The organism is Propionivibrio dicarboxylicus (genome assembly GCF_900099695.1).
Classification (GTDB): domain Bacteria; phylum Pseudomonadota; class Gammaproteobacteria; order Burkholderiales; family Rhodocyclaceae; genus Propionivibrio; species Propionivibrio dicarboxylicus.
Map to the genome: position 1 here is coordinate 51,966 of NZ_FNCY01000016.1, position 22,379 is coordinate 74,344.

A 22,379-nucleotide genomic window follows, 5' to 3' on the forward strand; every position below is an offset into this window, starting at 1 on the left:
CCAACCGAAACAGGCTCTAAGCCGTCGCCTTCAGTTTGCTTTGGCGTCCTGCGCCGGCTTGTTCCACCAACCGCCGCCGAGCGCCTGGAAGAGCAGCGCCGTGTCGCCAAGGCGGGTCGCCTGGGCCTGCGCCAGCGCCAGCGCCGACTGGCGATAGTTCTGTTCGGCGGCAATCAGCGCGAGCCGGTCGATATAGCCGCGCTGGAACTGCTTGCGCAGCAGTCCGAGCGAGGTCTTCGCCGTGCGTTCGGCGTCGCTGGCGGCGCTCAGCGCGGCGGCGTCGGAATGCACCGCATAGACCGCGTCGGCAACGTTTTGGTAGGCATTGAGGACGGTCGATTGGTACTGCGCCGTCGTCTGCTTGACCGTTTCTTCCATCGCCCGTTGCCGGTATTTCAGCGTGCCGCCGTCGAAGATCGTCTGCGCCAGCGTGCCGGCGATGTTGAAGAACTTGCCCGAACTCCAGAACATCTGGGTGAATTGGCTGGCGGCGCCGCCCCAGGTGGCGTCGATGGTGAATTGCGGCAGCCGGTTGGCGATCGCCGCGCCGAGTTGCGCCGTGACGATGTGCAGCTGTTCCTCGGCAGCGCGCACGTCGGGACGCTGGTCGATGATGTCGGACGGCAGGCTGAGCGGCAGTTCGCGCGGCAGCTTCAGCGAATCGAGCGTGAAGGTTTCGCTCATCGCCTGGTCCGGCGTGCCGCCGATCAGCGAAGCGAGCAGGTGGCGCGTCTGTTCGAGCTGCTTCTGCAAGGGCGGCAACAGCTGGCGTGCCTGCGCCAGCGCGTTTTCCTGCAGCGACAGGTCGAGCTGCGAGGCGTAGCCGTTCTTGAACTGGCGGCCGACGAGCTCGACGGCGCGGACGTTGTCGGCGACGATCGCCTCGACGAGTTCGAGCTGGCGGCGCAGCAGCGCTTCCTGCACGGCGGCGGCGACGACGTTCGAGGCCAGCGTGACGTAGGCGGCTTCGAGCTGGAGCGCCTGGATGCGGGTCTGCGCCTCGAAGGCTTCGACGAGGCGGCGGTTGAGGCCGAAAATGTCGGGCGTATAGCCGACGCTGAACTGCGCCGTGTGGAAGTTGTAGACGACCGGCTGGTTGAACGGTGCCGTGCCGCCCTGGCTGGCCGGCGTGTTTTGCGTCGTCGAGATAACCGAGCCGTTGCCCTGGACGCCGGGCGAGTTGCCGCCGACGTTGCCGGCGATCTTGGTGCGGCTCGGCGAATAGCTCGCCTGAATGGTCGGGAAGAAGTAGCCGCGCTGCGCCTGGACGGTGTATTGCGCGGCGCGCAGGGCGGCCTGCGCCGCTTCGATCGTCGGGTTGGCAGCGAAGGCTTTCTCGATCAGCGCCGTCAGTTGCGGCGATTCGAACAGCGTCCACCAGTCGGCCTGGATGGCCTTGCCGGCGACGAAACGCTGGGCTTCGCTGCCGCTTGTCGTCTCCGGCAGCGCCTGCGTCGCGTAGGCTTTGGCCGCGGGCAGCGTCGGCCGTTGGTAGTCGGGGCCGACGGCGCAGCCGCCGAGCAGTGCGGCGAAGAGTGCCGCGGTGAGGCCTGCGCGCCCGGCGGAAATGGTCGGGACGGACATGTGCGTGGGCTGGGTTCCGGTCTTCATGATCACATGGTCTCGTTGGCCGAATCGGCGTCGATGTTGCGGTCGAAGCCGCCGAACAGGTAGGCGACGACCGGCAGGATCATCAGCGTGAAGATCGTGCCGCTGACGATGCCGCCGACGATGACGCAGGCGAACGGCCGTTGCGTCTCGCTGCCGATGCCGTGCGAGAGTGCCGCCGGCAGCAGGCCGAGGCCGGCCATCAATGCCGTCATCAGGATCGGGCGCAGCCGGATGGCGGCGCCTTCGAGGATCGCGACGCTGGCTTCGGCGCCTTCCTGGACGCGCTTGACGACTTCCTCGACCATGATGACGCCGTTCTGGACCGAGATGCCGGCGACGGCGATGAAGCCGACCGCCGCCGAGATCGACAGGTGCAGTCCGGCGAGCCCGAGCGCGGCGAGGCCGCCGATCAGCGTGAAGGGCACCATGCCGATGACCAGCGTCGCCAGCCGCACCGAGCGGAAAGCCCAGAACAGCAGCGAGAAGATCAGCAGCGCGGTGAGCGGGACGATGACCATCAGGCGCTTGGTGGCGCGCTGCGAGTTCTCGAACTGTCCGCCCCAGGTCAGCTGGTAGCCGGGCGGCAGGCTGACCTGCTTGGCGACGGTCTTCTGCGCTTCGGCGACGAAAGTGCCCTGGTCGCGGCCGAGCAGGTTCATTTTGACGATGACCATGCGCGAGCCGGCTTCGCGGAAGATGCGCGAGGCGCCGAGACGGACGTCGACGGAAGCGATTTCACCGAGCGAAATGGTGCCGGGGCCGTTGCCGACCTGCGTGTTGGGCAGCGCGATCTGCAGGTTGCGGATGGCATCGACGGCGTTGCGGTACTTCTGGCCGACGCGGACGACGACGTCGAAACGCTTGTCGCTGTCATAGAAGGCGGTGACGGCCATGCCCGACATCGCCTGGTTGATTAGCGTGCTGACGTCGTTGATGGCGAGGCCGTAGCGGGCCAGGCGGGCGCGGTTCGGCGTGATGACGACTTCGGTCTGGCCGCCGATGCGCGTGGCGGCGACGTCGGTGGCGCCGCGGATGCCGCGGATCACCGAGGCGACTTCCTCGCCCTTGTCGTCGAGGATGTCGAGGTTCGGTCCGATGATCTTGGCGACGATCTCGCCGCGGAAGCCCGACAGCGCTTCTTCGACGTTATCCTGGATGACCTGCGAGAAGTTGGTCGAGACGCCGGGGATGACCGACAGCTTCTCGGTCATGTCGGCAACCAGCTGTTCCTTGTTGTCGAAACGCCATTCGCCGCGCGGCTTGAGGTCGACGAGCAGTTCGAGGTTGTTCGGGCCTTTCGGGTCGGAACCGTCGTCGGGCCGGCCGACCTGCGTGATGACGTGGGCGACTTCCGGGTATTCGCGGATCTTGGCGCGGACCAGGTGTTCGACGCCCTTGGTCGTTTCGAGTGCCGCCGAGGTCGGCAGCGTCACGGTCAGCCAGATGTTGCCTTCGTCGAGCTTGGGCAGGAATTCGCTGCCGAGCTTCGGCGCGAGGCCGAGGGCGATGACAACCGGGATGACCGAGAGGGCGGACGCGAGCTTGGCGCGACGCATGAGGAAATCGACGGCATGGCGGTAACGCTGTTGCAACCGGTCCAGCCAGGGCTTGTGCTTTTCCGCCAGCGTGCGCGTGTCGAGCGTGTAGGACAGCAGCGTTGGCAGCAGCGTGAAGGTCAGCAGCACGGCGCCGAGCAGCGCGAAGCTGAGCGTCAGCGATACCGGCGTGAAGATCTTTCCTTCGACGCGCTGGAAGGTGAAGATCGGTACGAAAGCCAGGATGATGATGGCCTTGGAGAACAGCACCGGGTGCGCCATGTCAGAAATCGATTTCTGCAGGATGCCCTGGCGCTGGTGGCGGGCCATGTTCGATTCGGCGTCGGTCGAGGGCTTGAGCGCCAGCCGCACCATCAGCGTCTCGACGATGACGACGGCGCTGTCGATGATGATGCCGAAGTCGACGGCGCCGAGCGAGATCAGGTTGGCCGAGACGCCGCGCGCGTTCATCAGGATGAAGGCGAAGAGCAGCGAGAGCGGGATGACGGTGGCGACGATCAGCGCGGCGCGCCAGCTCGACAGGAAGATGACGAGCACGGCGACGACGAGCAGGGCGCCGACAACGAGGTTCTCGGCGACCGTCGCGACGGTATGCCGGACGAGTTCGGTGCGGTCGTAGATCGGGGCGATGCGCACGCCCTTGGGCAGCTTGGCCTGGAGCAGTTCGATGCGCTGCTTGAGCTCGGCGTTGATCTTGGCCGGGTTGCCGCCCTTGGTCATCGAGACGATGCCCTCGATGATGCTGGTGCGGTCGTCGGATGCGGCGATACCGTAGCGCGGACGTTCGCCTTCGCGTACCTCGGCGACGTCGCCGACGGTGATCGGGCGGCCCTGGCGCGAGGCGATGACGACGTTGCGGATGTCGGCGAGGCTCGAGAAGAGGCCGTCGGAACGAACGACCAGCGAGGCGTCGCCGTGGCGCAGGAGACCGCCGCCGGCAGCGCCGTTGCCGAAGCCGACCGCCTGGTTGAGCTGGTCGAGCGTGACCTGGTACTTGCGCAGCGCCATCAGGTCGACTTCGATCTGGTATTCGCGGATCGCGCCGCCGAAGCTGACCACGTCGGCAACCCCCGGCGTCATGCGCAGGAAGGGACGCACGGTCCAGTCCTGCAGCGTGCGGATTTCGCGGTCGGAGAGTCCCTGGGCTTCGATTGTGTAGCGATAGACCTCGCCGACCGCCGTCGATAGCGGTGCCAGCTGCGGCTGCACGCCGGTCGGCAGGGCGATGGTGTTGAGGCGCTCGGTGACCTGCTGCCGGGCGAAGTAGTCGTCGGTGCCGTCGGCAAAGGTCAGCGTGACGATCGACAGGCCGCTCATCGTCACCGAACGGACGTTGATCAGGCGCGGGATACCCGAGACTTCGCGCTCGATCGGCAGCGTCACCGTCCGTTCCATGTCCTGCGGCGCCTGTCCGGGCAGCTGCGAGATGACGCGCACCTGCACGTCCTGGACGTCGGGGAAGGCCTCGATCGGCAGGTTGGACAAGGCATAGATGCCGAAGCCGACCAAGGCGGCGACGAGCACCAGGACGAAAACGCGCTGCTTTTGCGCGAATGCAATGACTCTATCGATCACGGTTTGTCGCCAATACGTGCGGTCAGTTCAGCGTCGAGGAGCAGTGCGCCGGTGACGACGACGCGTTCGTCGCCGCCAACGCCCTCGCTCGCACAGCTGATTTCACCGCCGCGCGTTTGCAGCGAGACCTTCTTGCGCTGGAATTCGCCCGGGTTCTTCTCGACATAGATATAGGCGTAGATGCCCTGGTTGATGACGGCGCTGTTGGGCACGCAGATGCCCATGCCCTTGTCCTGGACGACGTAGGCGCGCACGAACATTTCCGGCAGCAACTGGCGCTTGGGATTGTTCAGCGTGGCGCGCACGGTGACGCGGCGGGTGTTCGGGTCGACGATCTGGCCGAGCTGGACGATGCGGGCCGAGAAGCGCTCTTCCGGATAGGCGTCGCTTTCGAGGCTGACGTCGCTGCCGGGCTTGACCTGGGCGATCAGGCGCTCGGGCAGGTCGATCATCAGCCACAGGCGCTTCGGGTCGGTGACGACGAAGAGCGGGGCGGGCAGCGCCGGATTGACTTCGAGTGCCGGGTTGGCATTCCGCTCGGTGACGACGCCGGCGATCGGGCTGGTCAGCAGCACGCGCTGGCCGGAGATCGTCAGGTTGAACGGGTTCATGTTCTTGATGCGCTTTTCGGCGCGGGCCGTTTCGGCGCGGGCCTGCTCATAATCGGCGCCGGCGGCTTCCCAGTCCCTGACCGAGATGGCTTCGCCCGGGCCGAGTTCCTTGGCGCGTTCGAAGGCGAGGCGCTTGCGCTCCTCGTCGGCACGGGCCTTGTTGAGGTCGGCGTAGGCGGTGCCGAAATCCGGCGAATCGATTTCGGCGAGCACCTGTCCGGCATGGACCACGTCGCCGACGGCGGCCTTGAGCGTGACGATGCGGCCGGAGAAGCCGACGCCGATGCGCGCCGTGGCGTCCTCGTCGTAGGTCAGCCGGGCGCTGAGCGCGTCGGTCGACGGAATCTGCACGCGCGGGAAGGTCTTGGCCCGGATCATCGTCAGCTGCGGCGCATCGGGCGGGAAATGCAACTCGTCGGCGCCGACCCGGGAAATGGCCGGCGGCGCAGCGTCCGCCTGGGTTTGCGGGATGCTGCTGTGCGACCAGGCAAACCAGGCGAAACCGCCCGATATGGCCACGATGAGCAGCGCGGCCCATACCAGTTTCTTGTTCATACGTCTCCGGGAGTGCTCGAAAATTGTCAGGGGCGGACGCGGTCACTTCCAGGTGATCGACTCTCGGCGCGCCCCGCATCGCTTCATGATCGGAAAAATACGGGATAATTCGGAACCGGAAAGTATTCTATGAATCCAACCTTGCCTGAACCTTTCTTTCGTGACGCATCATGAGACTCCTGCTCGTCGAAGATGATTTGGAGCTCGCCAACGGCCTCGTCAACGCGCTGGCGCAGTCGAACTATGCGGCCGATGCGGTGCATTTCGGGAACGATGCGATCACCGCCTGCCTGACGACGACGTACCGCCTGATCATCCTCGATCTGGGCCTGCCCGACGAAGACGGCATCTCGGTGCTGCGGCGCCTGCGCGCCAATGGCGTGACGGCGCCGGTACTGATTCTCACCGCGCGCGACGACCTCAAGGACCGGATCGCCGGGCTCGATGCCGGCGGCGACGATTATCTGACCAAACCCTTCGAGTTCGGCGAACTGGAGGCCCGGTTGCGCGCCTTGCTGCGGCGCAGCCATGTCGATCAGAACCTGCGCGTTTTCGGCGAAGTCGAATTCGATCCCGGTTCGCGCATCGCCTCGGTCAAGGGGCGCGAGCTCGACCTGACGGCGCGCGAGGTGGCCGTGCTCGAACTGCTGCTGGCGCGGCCGGGGCGCGTCGTCAGCAAACAGACGATGGTCGAGTCCTTGTATTCCTGGGATCAGGAAGCCAATCCCTCGGCGATCGAAGTCTTTGTCAGCCGCCTGCGGCGCAAACTCGACGACGCCGGGGCCGGCGTCGGCGTGCGCGTGCTGCGCGGGCTCGGCTACCGACTGGAGCTGCAACACGATGCCTAGGGATTCCGGCTACAGCCTGCGACAGCGCCTGCTGGTCAGGCTCTGGGGCACGCTCTTCATCGTCCTCGTGCTCAGCACGGTCGCGGCGCTGGCATTGGCGCGTCATATCGGCACGGTGGTCTACGATCACTGGCTCTACGATTCGGCGATGACGCTGGCCGAGCAGGTCAAGGTGCGCGACGGCAAGTCGGTGCTCGATCTGCCGCGCTCGTCCGTCGAGATGTTCGAGTGGGACCGCGTCGACCGCGTCTTCGGCGAAGTCTCGTCGCAGAAGGGCGGGATGCTCTTCAGCAATGCGCGCTTTCCCAAGCTTGCCGGCACGTTGACGCCGGGCAAGCCGCGTTTCTACGACACCCAGGTCAATGGCAAGCAGGCGCGCGTCGTCGCGCTGCGGCTCAAGGAAGGCGCCGCCCCCGATGACGAGGTCACCATCCAGGTGGCCGAGACGCGCGTCAAGCGCGATTCCCTGCTCAGCGACATCCTGCTGATCTTCCTGCCGATGCAGGCAGTGATTCTGGTGGTCACCTGCCTGCTGGTGTGGTTCGCCGTGACCTCCAGCCTGCGGGCGGTCGAGGATATTGCCCTGCGGCTGTCGAACTACGAGCCGGAGCGACTCGAACCGATTGACGATCTGACCTATCTGCCGAACGAATTGCGGCCCTTGCTCGATGCGACCAACCAGCTGATCGGCAAGGTCGCCGACGCGCAGCTGACGCAGCGCCGTTTCGTCGCCAATGCCGCGCACCAGTTGCGCACGCCGTTGGCGACCTTGCAGGTGCAGGCCGAGCGCGCCCTGCGCGAGTCCGATCCGGTGCGCACCAACGAGGCGCTCGCGCATGTGCTCAAGGCAATCACGCGGTCGCGGCACATGGTGCACCAGTTGCTGACGCTGGCGCGTTCCGACCGCTCGGCCGAGAAGACGCTGGAAATGGGCAAGGTCGATCTCGCCGAGCTGGCACGCGAAGAACTCGAACGCTCGGCCGACGCCGCCATTGCGCGCGGCATCGACCTCGGTTACGAAGGTCCGGATGCCGGCGGCGAACTCGTCGGCGAGGCCTACCTGCTGCGCGAGATGATCGCCAACCTCGTCGACAATGCCATCCGCTACGGACGCGAGAACGGACAGGTGACCCTGGGCCTCACGCTTTCGCCGCTGACGCTCTACGTCGATGACGACGGTCCCGGCATTCCGCCCGAGGACCGCGCCCTCGTCTTCGAGCGCTTCTATCGCCGGCCGGGCGCTGCCGGCGACGGTTGCGGGCTGGGCCTGGCCATCGCCAAGGAGATCGCCGCCCGCCATGGCGCCGTGCTGCGCGTGCTCGACAATCCGGCCGGTCAGGGCGCCCGTCTCGAAGTTCAGTTTTCCTGATTGGCCCGCCGCGGCTAAAATGTCCCCCTTTTTTGCGGGAAAGTAGCGGCATGCCGACCGGAATCATCGAATCGCTGGACCATGAAGGGCGCGGAATCACGCGGCTCGAGGGCAAGACCATCTTTGTCGACGGCGCCTTGCCGGGTGAAACCGTCGAGTTCGCCAGCTATCGCAAGAAGCCGACCTACGAAAACGCCCAGGTGCTGCGCGTGATCAAGGCCTCGGCCGACCGGATCGAGCCGAAGTGCCCGCACTTCGGCGTCTGCGGCGGTTGCAGCATGCAGCATCTTTCGTCGCAGGCGCAGGTCGCGGCCAAGCAGCGCGTGCTCGAAACCAACCTCTGGCATCTCGGCCGCCTCGTCGCCGAGCAGTTCTACGCGCCGATCTACGGCCCGTTCTGGGGCTATCGTTTCCGCGCCCGCCTGTCGGCGCGGCTGGTGCCGAAGAAAGGCGGCATGCTCGTCGGTTTTCACGAGCGCAAGAGCAGCTATGTCGCTGACATGCAGGTGTGCCTGAATCTGCCGCCGCATGTTTCCGCCCTGCTGATGCCGCTGCGCGAACTGGTTGGCGGCCTGTCGATTTCCGCGGCGATGCCGCAGATCGAGCTGGCCATCGGCGATCGCGTCACCGCGCTCGTGCTGCGCATCCTCGAACCGCTGACGCCGGCCGACGAAGACCTGCTGCGCGCCTTTGCCGATCGTCATGACGTCGTCTTCTACCTGCAGCCGAAGGGACCGGCGACGGCCTACCGTTTCTATCCGCTCGACGGGCCGGCGCTCTCGTACAGCCTGCCGGACTTCGACGTCGAGCACTTCTTCTCGCCGACCGAATTCACCCAGGTCAATCACGCCATCAACCGCGTCCTCGTCCGCCGCGCCTTGGCGCTGCTCGATCCGCAGCGTGGCGAGCGCATCGCCGACATGTTCTGCGGCCTCGGCAATTTCACGCTGCCGATCGCGCGTTCCGGCGCCACCGTCGTCGGCATTGAAGGCAGTCCCGAACTCGTCCGCCGTGCCGGCGAAAATGCCGCCGCCAACGGCCTGGCCGATCGCGTCGAGTACGGCGTCTCGAACCTTTTCGAGGCGACGCCCGAATCGCTGGCGGCGCTTGGGCATTTCGACAAGATGCTGATCGACCCGCCGCGCGAAGGCGCCGTCGAACTCGTCAAGGCGATCGGCGCCGACGCGCCGCGCCGCATTGTCTATGTCTCCTGCAACCCGGCGACGCTGGCGCGCGATGCCGCCGTCCTCGTCACGCAGAAGGGTTACCGGCTGCGTGGGGCCGGCGTCATCAACATGTTCCCGAACACCTCGCACGTCGAATCGATCGCGCTGTTCGAATTCGATCCGGCAGCGGCCGCGGCGATCGCCGCCGCCGATGCCGCGGCCCTGTTGGCGGGCGAAGTCAGCACCGAGGAAAAAGGCGCTTAATGCAAGACACCGGCCTGAGCCGGTGTCGCGTGAAATCCCGACGGCCGCCCCGGCATCCCGGTGCGGCCGTATTTCTTTGTCCTAAACCGCGGCGAGCGCCTGTTCGAGGTCGGCGATCAGGTCGTCGATATGCTCGATGCCGATTGAGAGACGCACGGTGTCGAGCGTGACGCCGGCGGCTTCCAGTTCCTTCGGCGACAACTGGCGGTGGGTGGTCGAGGCCGGATGGCAGGCCAGCGATTTGGCATCGCCGATATTGACGAGGCGGGTGAAGAGATTGAGCGCGTCCTGGAAGCGTGAACCGCCCTCGATGCCGCCCTGGACGCCGAAGGTCAGGATGCCCGACGGGCGGCCGCCCATATACTTCTGCGCCAGCGCGTGATCCTTGTGGCCCGGCAGGCCGGCGTAATTGACCCACTTCACCTTCGGATGCGCGTCGAGGTATTCGGCGATCTTCTGGGTGTTCTCGGTGATGCGGTCGAGCCGCAGCGCCAGCGTTTCGATTCCCTGCAAGATGAGGAAAGCATTGAACGGGCTGATCGCCGCGCCGGTGTTGCGCAGCGGCACGACGCGGGCGCGGCCGATGAAGGCGGCGGCACCGAGCGCTTCGGTATAGACGACGCCGTGGTAGGACGGATCGGGTTCGTTGAGGCGCTTGAAGCGCGCCTTGTGCTCGGCCCAGGGAAACTTGCCGCTATCGACGATGATGCCGCCGAGCGAGTTGCCGTGGCCGCCGAGGTACTTGGTCAGCGAATGCACGACGATGTCGGCGCCGAACTCGATCGGGCGCAGCAGGTAGGGCGAGGGCACGGTGTTGTCGACGATCAGCGGCAGGCCGTGCTTGTGGGCGATGGTGGCGAGCGCTTCGATGTCGGTGATGTTGCCGAGCGGGTTGCCGATGGTTTCGGCATAAATCGCCTTGGTGCGGTCGTCGATAAGCTTCTCGAACGAGGCCGGGTCGCGGTAGTCGGCGAAGCGCACCTGGATGCCGAATTGCGGCAGCGTGTGGGCGAAGAGGTTGTAGGTGCCGCCGTAGAGCGTCGCTGACGAGACGATGTTGTCGCCGGCTTCGGTGATCGTCTGGATCGCATAGGTGATCGCGGCGGCGCCGGAGGCCAGCGCCAGACCGGCGATACCGCCTTCGAGCGCGGCGACGCGCTTCTCGAGCACGTCCTGCGTCGGGTTCATGATGCGGGTATAGATGTTGCCGGCGACCTTGAGGTCGAACAGGTCGGCACCGTGCTGGGTGTTGTCGAAAGCATACGACGTGGTCTGGTAGATCGGCACGGCCACCGCCTTGGTGGTCGGATCGGGATCGTAGCCGGCGTGGACGGCGAGCGTTTCGATTTTCATGCGACGGGCTCCTGAAAGGGGGAAATGACGTTACTTTAAAACGTCGGACACGGAGACGGAAATATCGTTTCGTTATGTGCTTATGCATAACGGCGACAAGGCACCAAAAAGCGCGCATGCCGGCGGGGGCGGCATGACCTTCGGCGCCGGTCCCGTTCACAAAAAAAAGCGATTGTCACCTGTCAGATCTGACATTGCGCGGGATTTTTGGCGCCAATACACTGGTCCGGATTTTGTCGCGCCTCGTCGAGGAGCGACGAAACCGTCCGCACGGATGCCGGGCGCCCGCCCGCAAGCGCTTGTCGTAACGCGTCCGGCGGTAGCGCAGGGATGATTGACCGGACGGAGACGCTTCATGAATGACGAGCAGCGAGCCGCAATCCTGAGACGCCGAGACGAAGCGCTCCGACTGTTTGTCGAGCATCCGGAGAACTTCACGCCGGCGGTGCGCGAGGCCATTCTCGCCAACCGTGTGATCGTCGGCATGACGCCGTACGACTGCCATCTGGCGGCGGGGGCGTTCAGCTACAAGGTCCAGGCCGATACGGCGATCTGGCCGCCGAATAGCGATCCCTTGAAAGTGCTGTGGGCGCAAACGCTGCGTCCGGACAACAGCCAGATCTGGATGAGCTTCGAAACCGACACGCAGTTTCCTGGAGAGGGGCGCTGCCGTTTCCGCGTTCACTTCCGTCACGGCGCTGTCGCCCGTATCGAAAAGCTGACCTAGGCCGAAGGCACGCGCGGCGTGTTGGTGACGTTGGCGACTGAGGGACGAAGTTTCGAGCAGGGCGGTCGAGGTGGCCGGGTGAAACGATGTTCAACGCAGGTGATAACGCGAGGAGGTCGGTGATGATGAGTCGACGAAGGTTCTTGAGTGTGTTGGGGGTGCTTCCCTGGATGACGGTATTGGCGGCAGACAAGCCGCTGGAACTGCCGTTCTTTGTGCCCTTCCCGGGAATGGGTAAGGCGGGGGCGAAGCTGTCGGTGGATTTCGTGTGCCCGAAACGCTATCGCCCCTGGTACGCCCTGCTGGCGCCGAAGCCGGTGGACGATGGCGATCCACGGCAGGATTGGATGATGTATTTGGCATTTTTGTTCATATCGGGGGATATAGATGATGGAAGAAGGGTGAAAAAAATTGCTGGATCTCCTCGCGGGGATATTGGTGTCCCTGTCAGCCTGAAGATAAAAATCACGGCCCGTGAGTCTTCCGATGCACGACCGGTCTATGAAAAAAGCATTGAGAACGAGCCTGTGGTCGTGGCTGCAGGAAACGGCCGAATCCATCGCATTGTCGACGGGGTTTTGTTGTTGCCGGGAAAGTATCGACTCGAAGTTGAGAGTGTCGATGATATTCCGGCGCTAGTTCTAGAAAACATCGAGTTTGCAATTTCTTATCCACGCGGGAAATAGATAGGTCGACAAGGTCGCGACGACGAATGTGGTTGGGAAGATGACAGTTCTTGCGCCAATAGTGGTGCGCAATAGCTGTGGCAATAACGATGTGGACGCGTGTTCTGACGGTAGTAGCGAATTTCTTAAACAGAGGTTTTCGAGTCAACGAGGTGAAACGATGTTCTACGCAGTGATAACGCGAGGAGGTTGGTGATGACGAGTCGACGAAGGTTCTTGAGTGTGTTGGCGGTGCTGCCCTGGATGAAAGTATGGGCAGCAGACAAGCCATTGGAATTGCCATTCTTTGTGCCGTTTCCGGGGATGGGCAAGGCGGGGGCGAAGCTATCGGTGGATTTCGAATGCCCGAAACGACGGCACCCGTGGTATGCGATTTTGGCGCCACGACCTGTTGATCCGAACAAGCCGCTGAGAGGCTGGACGATGTATTTGGCATTTTTGTTCAAGGATGGCGATTTGGATGATTTCAGGCGAGTCGAGGAATTTGCTGGGTCGCTAAGTGGAAAAAATGGAATTTCCGTTCGCTTGCACGTGAGCATCGTTTCTATCGGGGGGCATGAAACGTCTCCGATATATGACGAAGTGGTGCTTGTCGAGCAAAAAGCAAGTGGTGCGGGGAATGGTCGTATTGATCGTATCGTTGATGGCGTTTTGCTAGATCCGGGTTTTTATCGCCTTGAGGTTGAGGCCGTCGATGACATTCCAGTATTGATTCCAGAAAGCCTCAAATTCGGTATTGCCTATCCCCACGGAAAATAGAAGGAGTAATTATCATGGCTGCAGAAAATCAGGAATATCTGGTCGTCCATGTCGCGCCGGCAGGTCTCACAATAGCGGACAGAAGAACCGGTGAGGATGGCAAGTCTCTCGCTGGGCACATGTGGTTCACGTTGACAAGTGCCGAAGGAGTTTCGTCTGACTACGGGTTTGCGCCGGATGAGTCACACGGAAACATGCCGTTCGCTCCTGGATACGTCTATCGCGATGATGGCAGGGTTTACAAGATCGATGGTGAAAATGCAGGAAAAGTTTACTCGTCGCGTCAAGTCCCAATTACGCACGAGCAATACCTCGCGATAGAAAGCTTTGCTACCTCAGTTGTCCTGCGCGACACCAATGGCGACGGCATTGTCGAGCAGCGCGAGCGCACGGTGAAGGATGCCGACGGCGGCAAGACCGTCGACTTGCGGACGCTCAACGCCGACGGATCGCTGGCGCGGGAGGCCTGGACGACGACAAGCGCCGACGGAGTGGCCATCGATGTCCTGCGCGACACCAATGGCGACGGCATTGTCGAGCAGCGCGAGCGCACGGTGAAGGATGCCGACGGCGGCAAGACCGTCGACTTGCGGACGCTCAACGCCGACGGATCGCTGGCGCGGGAGACCTGGACGACGACAAGCGCCGACGGGCTGACGGTCGATGTTCGGCGCGACACCAATGGCGACGGCATTGTCGAGCAGCGCGAGCACACGGTGAAGGATACCGACGGCGGCAAGACCGTCGACCTGCAGACGCTCAACGCCGACGGATCGCTGGCGCGGGAGACGTGGACGATGACAAACGCAGACGGGACGAACATCCTGACCGAACGCGACAGCAATGGCGACGGCACGATCGAGCAGGAAGAATTCGTCGTCCGGGACGATCAAGGGGTGCAGGTGTCGATCGAAAACTACGATGCAGCCGGCATGTTGACCAGCGCGTCGACGAAGACGACGAGTGCGGACGGACTGACGCTGCTGACCGAGCGCGATACCAACGGTGACGGCGCCGTCGAGCAATCGACACAGGCAGTGACGGCGGCGGATGGCGGCAAGTCGAACGACGTCCGGAATTTCAGCGCCGACGGATCGCTGAAGAGCGAGGTGTTGACCACAACCGCGGCCGATGGCGCGCAGACGAGTCGCTATGCCCTCGCCGCAAGCGGGGCGCAGACGCTGGAGGGCGGCGGGCACCGTCTGGCGGTGGGTACCTCGGGCAACAACGCGCTTGCCGGAAACGATGCCGTGACGCTCATTATTGGCGGTGCCGGCAACGATACGATGACGCTGGGTAGCGGGACGAACGTGCTCGCCTTCGATGTCGGTGACGGCAAAGATACGGTCCGGGCGAGCGCCGGCGAACACAACGTGCTGTCGCTCGGCGGCGCACTGACGCCCGACGCGCTGAGCTTCAGCAAGAGCGGCGACGCCTTGGTCCTCGGCGTCGGCGAGAACGATGCCATCAGCTTTCGCGACTGGTATGCGTCGCCAGCGAACCGGTGCCTGAAGACCTTGCAGTTGATCGTCGACGATCAACTGGGTGTCCCCGAGAACTTGCGCACGTGCACGGTCGAGACCTTCGATTTCAATGCCCTGGCCGATCGCTTCGACCAGGCGCGAGCCGCCGATCCGGCTGTGCGCGCCTGGCAGTTGTCCAATACGCTGTTCGATGCCTGTATGGGCACGGGCAAGACGACGGCATTGGGCGGCGATCTCGCCTATCAATACGCGCTGCGTGGGACGCTGTCGGGCATGGACATCGCTGCCGCGACGGCGGTATTGGCCGATCCGCAGTTCGGTCGGTCGGCGCAGACCGTGTCGTCGTGGGGCGCGATCAGCGGTGGGACGGCGCCGCTACGCTAGAGTGTGTTCTCAATGATGCGGCGAATTGAGAAGACCCCCTAGAAGGTGCACGCTGGCGGCGCCACCGTGGCGCCGCCGATGCCGTGCCGGCGCAGCGCGTCGGCGACGAAACCGTCGGCCTTGAGCGATTCGACGAAGGCGGCGAGAAAGGCACGGGCGTCCGGGCCACGGTTTTGGGCGAGGCCCATCGCCTGGCGAATGACCATGAAGCGTTCGGGCAGGAGGCGCAGGCCGGGAATCTGCCGCATGTCCATTTCGAGTTGCTGCTTGACGCCGGCGGCGACGTCGAGGCCCTGTTCGACGAACAGCGGCGTCACCGCCTGTGGATTCGGCGCGCGGATGATCTCGGCATGGTGAAGCTCGCGCGTGAGAAAGAGGTCGTAGGCGCTGCCGCGGCCGACAGCGACACGCAGGCCGGGCCGGTCGACCTCGGTGCTTGCCGTGATCGGCGAGTCCTGGCGCACCGCGTACCAGCCTTCGATATGCAGATAGGCGTCGGTAAAGGCGATCGTTTCGCCGCGCTTGGGGTCGATGGCGAAGAAGCCGATGTCGGCGCGGTCGTCGGCGACGGCATCGACCGACTGGCTGGCCGAGTCGAAGACGACGAAATCGAGGCCGACGCCGAGCCGCTCGGCGAGCGCGCCGGCGAGATCGATCGAGACCCCGTGAGGCGCCGCGTCGGGCGCGTCGCGCCGGGCCAGCACCGGGTTGCCGAGGTTGATCGAGGCGCGCAGCCGGCCGCGCGGGGCCAGCTGCTGCCGCAGCGCGTCGCTGACACTCATCGCAGGTTCTTGATGCCGTTCTCGATTTCGGACGAGAGCCGCTCGAAGATTTCCTCGAAGGTGCCGAGGCCGTTGACCTTGGTCACGCCATGACGTTGCGCATAACGGGCGATGACCGGCAGCGTCTTCGATTCGTGCTCCTTGAGGCGCTTGACGATGCGTGCCGTGCTGGTGTCATAGGCCATGCTGTGCTCGGTCTTGCTGCGCTCGTCGAGGCGGTTGATCAGGTCGAGCACCGGCACTTCGAGTTCGAAGGCCATCGAGATCGTCGTGCCGCGCTTGCGCAGCAATCCGTCGAGGATGTAGGACTGCACCAGCGTGCGCGGGAAACCCTTGAAGATGAAGCCCTTGGCATTCTTGGCGTCGCTGATGCGGCGCTCGATCAGCTGTACGACGATGTCGTCGGAGACGAGCAGGCCGTTTTCATAAAGATGGACGATCTTCTTGCCGATCGGCGTCTCGTTGCGGATCTCGGTCTCGAGCATTTCGTTGGTCGAGATGAATTCGAGGCCGAAGCGCTCGGACAGCGCCTTGCCTTGCGAGTCGCGGCCCGATCCGGGATAGCCGAAGAGCAGGATGTTGAGCGGCTGCTTGGCGACCTCGGCGGTGACGATGGTATCGATCTGCTGCGTTACCTGGGCGATGTCGGCCAGGCCGTTGACTTCGAAGCAGACGCCCTTTTCCTTGTAGAACTGCAGCACCGGCAGCGTCTTCTCGGTGTATTCGCGCAGACGATTGCGAATGACGGTTTCATTGTCGTCGCTGCGTCCCGAGGTCTTGCCGCGATTGAGCAGACGCTGGACGCAGACCTCCTCGGGCAGGTCGATGCTGATCAGGCAGGTCAGCGAAGTGTTCAGCTTGAGCATCAGGCCTTCGAGAATGTAGGCCTGCACGTAGGTACGCGGGAAACCGTCGAAGAGGAAGCCGTTCGCTTCCGGGTGATCGGTAATGGTGTTTTCGATGATCTGGACGATGATTTCGTCGGAGACCAGTCCACCCGCCGAGATGATGCTTTGCGCTTCGAGACCGAGCGGCGTCTTCTCGGCGATTTCTTTCCGCAGCAGATCGCCCGTGGACAGGTAGAAGAGGTTGTACTTCTTGATCAGGTATTCCGATTGCGTGCCTTTACCTGCACCGGGCGGTCCGAACAAAGCGATATTGAGCATGGCGGTATGGGTTGGGTTGGTTGGGCGTGGGATTCTCTGACCGGCGACGCAGCGATGAGTTTCCGCTTATTGTGGGCGCCGGGACGATGACTTCATGACGGAAGTATCCTAGTCTTCCCGGCCGGGGTCAATGCTGGTTATCCGTCATCTTTGCTTGAACCAGGCCGCGCCGGACGGGGTTTTCCGGCGCCGCTATAATCGTTTCTTTCGCCGCTTGGCGCGATTTTTACCGAAAACAGGCCGCTTTATGCTGTATGTCTATGCGCCCGATCAGGGCGATCTTTATGCCAGTCTCTTACGTGCGGCATTGCCGGAATGGTCAGTCGCCGCCTGGCCGGCGCCGGTCGATCCGGCAGCAGTGACCCATGTCGCCGCCTGGGCGCCGCCGCCGGGCTTTTTCGCGCCGTTCGGGCAGTTGCGCACCGTCTTCAATCTCGGCGCCGGCGTCGATGCCTTGTTGACGCGCGACGATCTGCCGGCTTCGGTCGATATCGTGCGACTTACCGACGCCGGCATGGCGGCGCAGATGACAGAGTACTGTCTGTACGGCGTGCTGCACTGGCAGCGCGAGATGGATGCCTATCGTCGCCAGCAGGCCGAAGGCGTCTGGCTGCAGCGGCAGACGCGGCTGCGCGCCGACGTCCGGGTCGGCATTCTCGGTCTCGGCGAACTCGGCGGTCGCGTCGCCCGCGATCTCGTTGGCATGGGCTACCGGGTCGGCGGCTGGTCGCGCCGTCGGCGTGAACTCGACGGGGTCGTCTGCCGGCACGGCGACGACGGCCTGAACGAGACGCTGGCATCGAGCGACGTGGTGTTCTGCGTCTTGCCGGCGACGGCGGCGACCCGTCATTTGCTCGACGCGGCGCGGCTTGCCTGCCTGCCCGAAGGGGCGGCGCTGATCAATGCCGGCCGCGGTTCGCTGATCGACGAGGCGGCGTTGTTGGCCCGGCTCGATGACGGCGGCCTGCGCTTTGCCATGCTCGACGTGTTCTCGGAGGAACCGTTGCCGGCCGGGCATCCGTTCTGGCGCCATCCCCGCGTCATCATGACGCCGCACGTCGCGGCCGATACCGTCGCCGAGGAGGCCGTGCGCCAGATCGCCGCGCGTCTCGGCGGCGGCGATGGTGGCGCCGCGCCGGCCGGCCGCATCGATCGTCAGCGCGGCTACTGAGCGCTTGCCAAGGCGGGCGCCGCGCTGAGGTGTCCGCTCAGCTGTCCTTTTCCGACCAGAGCGTGCCGCCGGTCGCCCACTGATCGCGTTCGACGTCGATCAGGATGATGTCGACGGCGCCCGGCTCGCAGCCGAGCACGCGGCAGGTTTCGCGCGTGAGTCCGGCGACGAGTTCGCGCTTTTGTTCCTTGGAGCGTCCGGCAAAGAGTTCGACGTGCAGGGTAGGCATGGTCTTCCTTTCATGGTTTCGGCGAACGCCGACGAGAGCGCGAGGATACGCGCGCGTCCCCCGCCTCGGCAAGATGCCGGCGGCGTCGCCGGGTGTTGTTTTTCCCTTCGGGCGGCTTGCCGCCAATGCTGTGTAGATACTACGGACGCGTATGAAAGAGTGCTAGGATGAAGCGTTTCGGCGCGCGTCGCCGTGCGACGCCGCGCTCCTTATTTTCGCGATTCGTCAAGGGAGGACGATCATGGGTGCAGTGAGCTTCAAAGGGATGCGTCTCGTCCGGGTCGCGGCGCTCGTCGCCGCCGTGTTTCCGGCACTGGTCTGGGCAGACGAGCAGGCCCTGCTGGCGGCGATCGACGCGAAGTCGGGGGCCGTCAAGGAGGTGTCGCAGAAGATCTTCGAATTCCGCGAGTTGGGGCAGCAGGAGTTCAAGAGTTCGCAGCTCGTGATGGACGAGTTGCGCAAGCTCGGCTTCAAGGTCGAGGGCAACCTCAAGGTGCCCGAGGACCTCGTCAAGGGCGGCATCGCCCGCACGGCCTTCCGCGCCGAACTCGCGGGCAAGGGACCGGGGCCGACGGTGACGGTGATGCTCGAATACGATGCGCTGCCGAACGGCCATTCCTGCGGCCACAACCTGATTTCCGGCTCCGGCCTGCTGGCGGTGGCCGGTCTGGCCGAGGTGATGAAGGATCTGCCGGGCCGTTTGCTGGTGATCGGCACGCCCGACGAAGAACGCGGTTCGCTCGGCGGCGGCAAGATCGCCCTGCTCGAAGGCAAGCATTTCGACGGCAGCGACGTCGTGCTGATCACCCATCCGGGCAGCACCTGGAGTGTCGATAAGCCGCTGCTGGCGATGAAGCGGGCAACCTTCGTCTTCAAGGGCAAGGCGGCGCATGCCGCCGCGGCGCCCGAGCAGGGCATCAATGCCCTCGATGCGGCGATCCAGACCTTCAACGGCATCAACGCCCTGCGCCAGCACCTGCGTCAGGACGTTCGCATCCACGGCATCATCAAGAAGGGCGGCGACGCGGTGAACGTCGTGCCGGCCTTGGCCGAGGTCGAGTTCGCGGCGCGGGCGCTCGATACGCCGACGATGCTCGATGCGTATGGCAAGCTGATCAACGCCGCCAAGGCGGCGGCGATGGCCGCCGGCGCGACGATGGAATATACGCCGCCGCGGACCGCCTTGCTCTCGCCGGTGATGGTGCCCGAGTATCTCGCACTGGTGCGCAAGAACATCCGCCAGGCCGGCGTGCCGGCCGGCGAGGTCATCAACGATCCGGCGCCGCTCGGTTCTTCGGACCTCGGCAATGTCGGTCATGCCTATCCGACCGTCAACATCATGTTCAAGGTGGCGCCGGAGAAGGTCGCGCTGCACGAGGACGCAATGCTCAACTACACGGTGCCGTCGGCGGGTTGGCCGGCGACCGTGCAGGCGGCCAAGGCGATGGCGCTGACGGCGCACGACCTGCTCAACGATCCGGCGCTGACCAAGCGCATCGTCGACAAGTTCAAGGCGATGAAGGCGAGCGAAGGCAAGTGACCTAAGGTGTACGGAAGAGAACGAATGAGCGGGCCGCCTTGAACAGGCGGCCCGTTTTTTTGTGCCGGCGATGCTTATGGAATGGCCAGCACGGTGAAGGCCAGCCAGGAAATGACGGCGCCGATGAAGGCGATCGACAGGCCCCAGATCAGCAGGTTCTTGAACAGCCGGTTCTTGTCTTCCGAGGCGTGGGCGTTGGCGAGATAAATCGCGCCGCTCGTCGATAGCGGGCTCATGTCGACGACGAAGCCGCAGGCGACGATCGTCGAGACGATCGGCAGCAACTGGTCGGCCGACGCGCCGGCTTCCTTGAGCAGCATTGGCGCCATCGGCACGAAGGTCGGCAGGATGACGCCGGTGGTGCTGGCGAAGGCCGAGATGACGCCGTTGACGACGCCGGTGACGAGCGTGATCGTCGAGGCGTTCGAGAACCTGGCGATCAGGCTGGCGAAGAGTTCCATGCCGCCCATCTTGGTCATGATCGTGATCATTACGGTGACGCCGGTGACCATGATGATGGCGCCGAGCGGCATCGCCTTGATCGACTTTTCTTCGTCGGCGGCCTTGAGAAAGACGAGGATCATGCCGATCAGGAAGGCGCCGAGACCGATATCCATCTTGAAGGCAGTGACGCCGACGATGTAGGCAGCCAGCCCGATCAGTGTGATGACCTGGTCGCGGCTGAAGGGCTCGATGCGGATGTTCCTGAGCGTTTCGAGATCGCCCTGCGCATCGGTCCTGAGCAGCTTCATGCCGCCGAAGACGAAGAAAGCGATGACGGCGGCAACGAGGTGCACGAGGATGTTGTTGAGCCAGATGACCATCGCCGTGTCGACCATGCCAAGCTTGGTCGTCAGTCCCGTCGTGATGATGCCGCCGATGGCGATCGGAGACATGCCGCCGGCATGGCCACCGTTGCCGGCCATGACTGCGAGCAGCAGCGGGTTGAGCTTGAGTTCCTTGGCCAGCAGCATGACGGTCGGGGCGAGCAGCGCGGCGGTGACGGTCGGGCCGGGGCCGGCGGCGCCGATGGCGAGCGCGACGAAGAAGAGCAGGATGGGCAGCAGGATGAGCTTGCCGCCAATCAGCTTGATGACGACTTTGGTGACCTTTTCGAGCGTGCCGTTGGTTTGGGCCAGGGCGAAGAGGAAGGTTGTCCCGAGCAGCATGACGAGCAGGCTGGTGGGATATCCCTTGAGGATGTCGTCGATCTTCATGCCGCCGATGTAGTGGCCGATGATCAGCGCGATGCCGAGCGCCATGATGCCGATGTTGCGCGCCGAGATACAACTGATGACGATGACGACGACGAGAAATAGCAGCGAAATGACCGCGAGTGACATGGTGCCTCCCTTGTTGTTATGCCGATTCTCATTGCGGGCCGGGCCGCCGGCGCTTGGCGTCGTGCGGCCCGGATGGGCGCGGCGTCCTACGGCCGCAGCACGATCTTGATCGCCGCGTCGTCGGTGTCGGCGAGGTGGAAGGCCTCCTTGATGTCGGCGAGCGGGAACTCGTGCGTGATCAGCGGCTTGATCGTCACGTCGCCCTGGACGACCGGACGCAGCGACGGCGGCGTCCACACATAGCGCTCGCGCCAGGTGTGGTGGACCAGGCAGGTGTTGACGAATTGCAGGCCGTCGTCATGCCAGCGGCTGATGTTCAGCGTCACCGGCTGCGTCACCCAGCTGTAGAAGACGAACTTGCCGTTATGCCGGATGACTTCCGAGGCGAGGTTGAAGGAATCGGCGCTGCCGGCCGCTTCGACGACGACGTCGGCGCCGACGCCGGCGGTCAGGCGGCTGACGATCTGCGCGAGGTCGTCCTTCTTGAGGTTGACGGTGATGTCGGCGCCGAGCGTCTTGGCGAGTTCGAGCTTGCCTTCGAGTACGTCGGCGACGATGACCGTCGACGCGCCTTTCTTTTTGGCGCACTGGGCGATGATCTGGCCGGCGAAACCGCCGCCCATGACGACGACGACATCGCCGAGCTGTACTTCGCAGTGCAGGCCCGAGTACATGGCGCAGGCGATCGGTTCGCCGAGGCTGACAAGGTCCATGTCGAGACCTGCGGGCGCCGGCTGCAACTGGAAGGGCTGGGCGACGAAGTAATCGGCGAAGTTGTTGCACCAGCCGAAGGCGATGACCTTGTCACCGACCTGGTATTCGCTGACTTTGGCGCCGACCTCGACGACCGTGCCGCCGCTCTCGTGGCCGAGCCAGAACGGGAATTTCGGGTCCTGGCGGAATTCGGCGGTTTTCGGCGGCAGCTGGCCGCGATAGAAGCTCTTGTCGGAGCCGCAAATGCCGATCAGATGATTCCTGACGATGACCTCGTTATCGCCGCACACCAAGGTCTTTTCCTGCAGTTCGATATCCCGTGGCCCTTTCAACAAGGCGGCCCGTGTCGTGACGCTCATGACTTGCTCTCCTGGCTAATGTCTTTGGAATAGTCCGGCACGCTGCCGGACTTGCGGTCGCTGGTCTTGCCTTTCGACCGTCAGGATGAGTCATCGCAATTAGGGTGCCAGCTGCGTGCTGCGACGC

The 22,379-nt window shown here is 64.2% G+C and carries 18 protein-coding genes; 9 read left to right on the top strand and 9 right to left on the bottom strand.

Annotated elements, in window-relative coordinates; genetic code table 11:
• Positions 1-30 precede the first annotated feature (30 nt).
• Genes BLR25_RS16095 through BLR25_RS16105 form a run of 3 tightly spaced genes read right to left on the bottom strand, consistent with a single transcriptional unit; the run spans position 31 to position 5,908 of the window.
• The gene (locus BLR25_RS16095) at positions 31-1,611 is read right to left on the bottom strand and encodes an efflux transporter outer membrane subunit (protein ID WP_218122779.1); all 1,581 of its coding nucleotides are present in this window, start codon (positions 1,609-1,611) and stop codon (positions 31-33) included.
• Between the two features lie 2 nt (positions 1,612-1,613).
• Positions 1,614-4,742 (bottom strand): efflux RND transporter permease subunit, encoded by a 3,129-nt coding sequence (locus BLR25_RS16100; protein WP_091938958.1) that lies wholly within the window; start codon positions 4,740-4,742, stop codon positions 1,614-1,616.
• Positions 4,739-5,908, bottom strand: coding sequence for an efflux RND transporter periplasmic adaptor subunit (locus BLR25_RS16105; RefSeq protein WP_143009889.1), 1,170 nt, complete (start codon positions 5,906-5,908; stop codon positions 4,739-4,741). Before BLR25_RS16105 ends, BLR25_RS16100 begins: the two co-directional genes overlap by 4 nt.
• A gap of 170 nt (positions 5,909-6,078) precedes the next feature.
• On the opposite strand from BLR25_RS16105, the gene BLR25_RS16110 reads away from it, so the two are divergent.
• Genes BLR25_RS16110 through rlmD form a run of 3 tightly spaced genes read left to right on the top strand, consistent with a single transcriptional unit; the run spans position 6,079 to position 9,555 of the window.
• Complete coding sequence (locus tag BLR25_RS16110) at positions 6,079-6,756, top strand: response regulator (protein WP_091938960.1); 678 nt, start codon at positions 6,079-6,081, stop codon at positions 6,754-6,756.
• Positions 6,749-8,125 carry a sensor histidine kinase gene (locus BLR25_RS16115; RefSeq protein WP_091938962.1) on the top strand — a complete coding sequence of 459 codons (1,377 nt, stop codon included), beginning with the start codon at positions 6,749-6,751 and terminating at the stop codon, positions 8,123-8,125. Before BLR25_RS16110 ends, BLR25_RS16115 begins: the two co-directional genes overlap by 8 nt.
• Before the next feature lie 50 nt (positions 8,126-8,175).
• Complete coding sequence (rlmD, locus tag BLR25_RS16120; RefSeq protein ID WP_091938964.1) at positions 8,176-9,555, top strand: 23S rRNA (uracil(1939)-C(5))-methyltransferase RlmD; 1,380 nt, start codon at positions 8,176-8,178, stop codon at positions 9,553-9,555.
• Positions 9,556-9,636: 81 nt separating this feature from the next.
• Here the strand turns inward: rlmD and BLR25_RS16125 are convergent, their stop codons facing one another.
• Entirely contained in the window at positions 9,637-10,908 is a 1,272-nt protein-coding gene (locus tag BLR25_RS16125; RefSeq protein ID WP_091938966.1) for an O-acetylhomoserine aminocarboxypropyltransferase/cysteine synthase family protein, read from the bottom strand.
• 355 nt (positions 10,909-11,263) lie between these two features.
• Between BLR25_RS16125 and BLR25_RS16130 the strand changes: the two genes are divergently transcribed.
• The 4 genes from BLR25_RS16130 (at position 11,264) to BLR25_RS16145 (ending at position 14,948) form a co-directional block, all read left to right on the top strand.
• Positions 11,264-11,635, top strand: coding sequence for a hypothetical protein (locus BLR25_RS16130; RefSeq protein WP_091938968.1), 372 nt, complete (start codon positions 11,264-11,266; stop codon positions 11,633-11,635).
• Positions 11,636-11,757: 122 nt separating this feature from the next.
• Positions 11,758-12,321, top strand: a complete 564-nt coding sequence (locus BLR25_RS16135; RefSeq protein WP_143009890.1) for a DUF5625 family protein — start codon at positions 11,758-11,760, stop codon at positions 12,319-12,321.
• A 222-nt stretch (positions 12,322-12,543) separates the two neighbouring features.
• Positions 12,544-13,080: a DUF5625 family protein gene (locus tag BLR25_RS16140; RefSeq protein ID WP_245715592.1), complete on the top strand. Its 537-nt coding sequence runs from the start codon at positions 12,544-12,546 to the stop codon at positions 13,078-13,080.
• A gap of 194 nt (positions 13,081-13,274) precedes the next feature.
• Complete coding sequence (locus BLR25_RS16145; protein ID WP_091938976.1) at positions 13,275-14,948, top strand: calcium-binding protein; 1,674 nt, start codon at positions 13,275-13,277, stop codon at positions 14,946-14,948.
• 38 nt (positions 14,949-14,986) lie between these two features.
• Here BLR25_RS16145 and BLR25_RS16150 read toward each other — a convergent pair whose 3' ends face one another.
• Entirely contained in the window at positions 14,987-15,730 is a 744-nt protein-coding gene (locus BLR25_RS16150; protein ID WP_091938979.1) for an ABC transporter substrate-binding protein, read from the bottom strand.
• Complete coding sequence (locus tag BLR25_RS16155) at positions 15,727-16,896, bottom strand: adenylate kinase (protein ID WP_091938982.1); 1,170 nt, start codon at positions 16,894-16,896, stop codon at positions 15,727-15,729. Before BLR25_RS16155 ends, BLR25_RS16150 begins: the two co-directional genes overlap by 4 nt.
• Before the next feature lie 247 nt (positions 16,897-17,143).
• On the opposite strand from BLR25_RS16155, the gene BLR25_RS16160 reads away from it, so the two are divergent.
• Complete coding sequence (locus tag BLR25_RS16160) at positions 17,144-18,067, top strand: 2-hydroxyacid dehydrogenase (protein WP_091938984.1); 924 nt, start codon at positions 17,144-17,146, stop codon at positions 18,065-18,067.
• 37 nt (positions 18,068-18,104) lie between these two features.
• Here BLR25_RS16160 and BLR25_RS22000 read toward each other — a convergent pair whose 3' ends face one another.
• The gene (locus BLR25_RS22000; RefSeq protein WP_091938987.1) at positions 18,105-18,296 is read right to left on the bottom strand and encodes a 4-oxalocrotonate tautomerase; all 192 of its coding nucleotides are present in this window, start codon (positions 18,294-18,296) and stop codon (positions 18,105-18,107) included.
• Positions 18,297-18,537: 241 nt separating this feature from the next.
• Between BLR25_RS22000 and BLR25_RS16170 the strand changes: the two genes are divergently transcribed.
• A complete protein-coding gene (locus tag BLR25_RS16170; RefSeq protein WP_091938989.1) occupies positions 18,538-19,836 on the top strand; it encodes an amidohydrolase in 1,299 nt (432 codons plus the stop codon).
• A 74-nt stretch (positions 19,837-19,910) separates the two neighbouring features.
• On the opposite strand, the gene BLR25_RS16175 is transcribed toward BLR25_RS16170, so the two are convergent.
• On the bottom strand, positions 19,911-21,179 hold the full coding sequence (locus BLR25_RS16175) for an SLC13 family permease (RefSeq protein ID WP_091938991.1): 1,269 nt from the start codon (positions 21,177-21,179) through the stop codon (positions 19,911-19,913).
• 86 nt (positions 21,180-21,265) lie between these two features.
• Positions 21,266-22,252 (bottom strand): zinc-dependent alcohol dehydrogenase, encoded by a 987-nt coding sequence (locus BLR25_RS16180; protein ID WP_091938993.1) that lies wholly within the window; start codon positions 22,250-22,252, stop codon positions 21,266-21,268.
• Positions 22,253-22,379 lie beyond the last annotated feature (127 nt).